We start from the raw sequence: 3152 nt of genomic DNA on the forward strand, positions 1-3152 counted from the left end.
CGGCACTTGCCGGCCGCCCGGGCCGGCAACAGCAATGACCTGTTCGCCGCGCTGTGCCATGCCAGCACCGAAGACGGACAACGTTTCAGTGACTCCGATGTCATCAACCACATGATTTTTCTGATGATGGCCGCTCACGACACATCGACCATCACCACCACCGCGGTAACTTATTACCTGGCAAAGCATCCAGAATGGCAAGATCGGGTTCGCGCCGAAAGCGATGCTCTCGGCGACCGATCACCCGAGATCGACGATTTGGAAGCGCTCAGGTCGCTCGATCTGGTGATCAAGGAATCCATGAGACTCGTGGCGCCGGTCCCGCTAGTCATGCGCAAAACAGTGCAAGACACCGCAATAGACGGCCACTACATTCCCCGCGACACGCTTGTGGCGATCACTCCCGCCGTCAACCATTTCGTCCGCGAAGTCTGGCATAACCCGGATCGCTTCGACCCCTTACGTTTCGACGACCCGCGCCGCGAGGACCAAGCTCACCGCTTCGCGTGGCTGCCCTTCGGCGGTGGCGCGCACAAATGCATCGGCATGCACTTCGGCACCCTCGAGGTCAAAGCGATCCTGCACCAGATGCTGCGCACGTTCACCTTCGGCCTCGACACCGACTACCGCATCCGCTGGGACAACACATCGCTGCCGATCCCGGTCGACGGGTTACCGATCACGCTGCGCCGCCGATGAAGACAGAATTTGCGCGGTTCCTCGCAGCCACCGAATTCCTCGACTGGAAACACGATGCCGTGCAGCAGTTCACCGAATCGGCGACACGCAACGCCACCGATTCCGTCGATAAGGCGTGCCGCATCTTCACCGCTGTCCGTGATTCGATCTGGTACGACCCGTATTCCGTCTCCGACGACCCGCGCCAGTACCGAGCCAGCGCGGTCGCCGTCGCCGAGCGCGCCTACTGTGTCCCCAAGGCGGTGCTCTTGACGGCTGCATGTCGCGCCGCGGGGATTCCGGCGCGGTTGGGTTTCGCCGACGTCCGCAACCATCTACAGACCGCGAGTCTCCGTGAACGGATGGGTGGTTCGGACGTTTTCGTCTACCACGGCTACAGTCAAATACTGCTGAATGGTCGGTGGGTCAAGGCCACACCGGCATTCAACCGCGAGTTATGCGCGCGCTTCCGCGTCGCTCCCATCGAATTCGACGGTCAGCGAGACGCCATGTTGCACGCCTACACAGGCGACGGCTCTCAACACCTGGAATACCTCCATGACCGTGGTGTTTTCGACGACCTTCCCCTCACGGAAATCATCGACGCGCTGCGCGACAATTACGGCGAACTCATCTACGAACCTCCTCCAGTGCCGGACTCATTCACCAACTAGCAGTTTGAAGGATTGTGCCTGTGCAAAGCACCATGCAGGATATCCCCTTGACCGTAGCCTCGATCGTCAGGCACGCGACATCCATCCACGCTGACAGCCAAGTCGTCACGCCGACCGGATCGGGCTACCGCACAACGACCTACGGTGCGCTCAAGCGACGAATCAGCCAGTTGGCCAACGCACTACGGAGTCTGGGCATAACTGACGATCAGCGCGTGGCCACCTTCCAATGGAGCAATCAGGAACACCTGGAAGCCTACTGTGCGGTGCCGTCGATGGGCGCGGTGCTTCACACCCTCAACCTTCGACTCACCGCAGAACAACTTGGCTACATTTCAGATCACGCCGACGACAAGGTCATCATCGCGGACGTCTCTGTGGCACCGCTTCTAGCGAAGGCACTGCCGACGATGTCGTCGGTGCACACCGTGATCGCAGCGGGCGACGGCGACCTGGAGCCGCTGCTGGCCAGCGGTAAAAACGTGCTGCGCTACGAGGACCTGCTTGCTGATCAAGACGGCGAATTCGACTGGCCAGAGCTCGATGAGAGGTCGGCCGCGGCGATGTGCTACACCAGCGGCACTACCGGAAACCCGAAAGGTGTTGTCTACAGTCATCGTTCCACCTATTTGCACTCGCTGACTGGCTGCACACCCAACGTGCTGTCCATCGGTGAAGAAGACCGCGTCTTGGCGATCGTCCCGATGTTTCACGCGAACGCATGGGGGCTGATCTATTCCGCGCTGATGTGTGGAGCCGACCTCGTGCTGCCCGACCGATACCTGCAGGCGGCACCGTTGGTTGCCATCATCGAGGACACGCAGCCGACCGTGGCCGGTGCGGTACCGACGATCTGGAATGACGTGCAGCATTTCCTGGAATCCGAACCGGAGCACGATATTTCGTCGCTACGCCTGGTCGCCTGCGGCGGGTCGGCCGTTCCAAGGTCACTGATGGAGCACTTCGAGAGTGAATTCGGTGTCCCGATCCTGCAGGCCTGGGGGATGACCGAAACCTCGCCGCTGGCAACCGTGGCGCGCGCGCCGAAGGGGACCAACGGCGAGCGCCAATGGGAGCTACGCGCTTGTCAGGGTCGTCCCGTCTGCGGTGTCGAGATTAGGCTGCGTGGCGACGATGGCCGTACCCTGCCCTGGGACGGACGGTCTATCGGCGAGATCCAGGCCCGCGGACCGTGGGTCACCGGCTCGTACTTCGGCGACAACGACTCCGACAAGCTCGACGAAGGATGGCTGCGCACCGGCGACGTGGGTCGCATCGATCAACACGGCTACCTTACGCTTACCGACCGGGTAAAAGACGTCATTAAGTCAGGTGGCGAATGGATTTCCTCGGTCGACTTGGAGAATGCGCTCGTTGCCCATCCAGCCGTGCATGAGGCGGTGGTGATCGGCGTGCCCGACGAGAAGTGGCAGGAAAGACCCTTGGCGTTGATCGTCACGAAGACCGAAACCAGCTTGGATATCAACGAATTGCGGGTCTTCCTGGACGGCGCGGTCGCCAAGTGGTGGATCCCGGAGCGCTGGGCGTTCATTGCTGAGGTTCCCCGAACCAGTGTGGGCAAATACGACAAAAAATTGCTGAGAGCACGCCACGGCGCCGGCGAATACCAGGTCGTGTACTGCGGCTAACCCGAAAAGCCGCCAACGTCGTCAGCAGCACCTAACCGAAAGGACACCATGACAGTCGCCTCACCTTGGCTCAGCCCGGAATTGGAAGCGCTTCGTGATCTCGCCGCAAAGTTCGTTGCCACTGAGATTGCACCCCACTCAGAGCGCTTCG

The 3152-nt window shown here is 61.0% G+C and carries 3 protein-coding genes; all 3 read left to right on the top strand.

Annotated elements, in window-relative coordinates:
- Positions 1–699: cytochrome P450 (locus tag BST44_RS28940; RefSeq protein WP_142274736.1), on the top strand; the 699-nt coding region annotated here is incomplete at its 5' end.
- On the top strand, positions 696–1352 hold the full coding sequence (locus tag BST44_RS28945) for a transglutaminase-like domain-containing protein (protein ID WP_007168400.1): 657 nt from the start codon (positions 696–698) through the stop codon (positions 1350–1352). The genes BST44_RS28940 and BST44_RS28945, both read left to right, overlap by 4 nt.
- Before the next feature lie 32 nt (positions 1353–1384).
- The gene (locus BST44_RS28950; RefSeq protein ID WP_085981616.1) at positions 1385–3001 is read left to right on the top strand and encodes a long-chain fatty acid--CoA ligase; all 1617 of its coding nucleotides are present in this window, start codon (positions 1385–1387) and stop codon (positions 2999–3001) included.
- The last annotated feature ends 151 nt before the right edge of the window (positions 3002–3152 follow it).

The sequence above is a fragment of the Mycobacterium scrofulaceum genome (assembly GCF_002086735.1).
Lineage (GTDB): Bacteria > Actinomycetota > Actinomycetes > Mycobacteriales > Mycobacteriaceae > Mycobacterium > Mycobacterium scrofulaceum.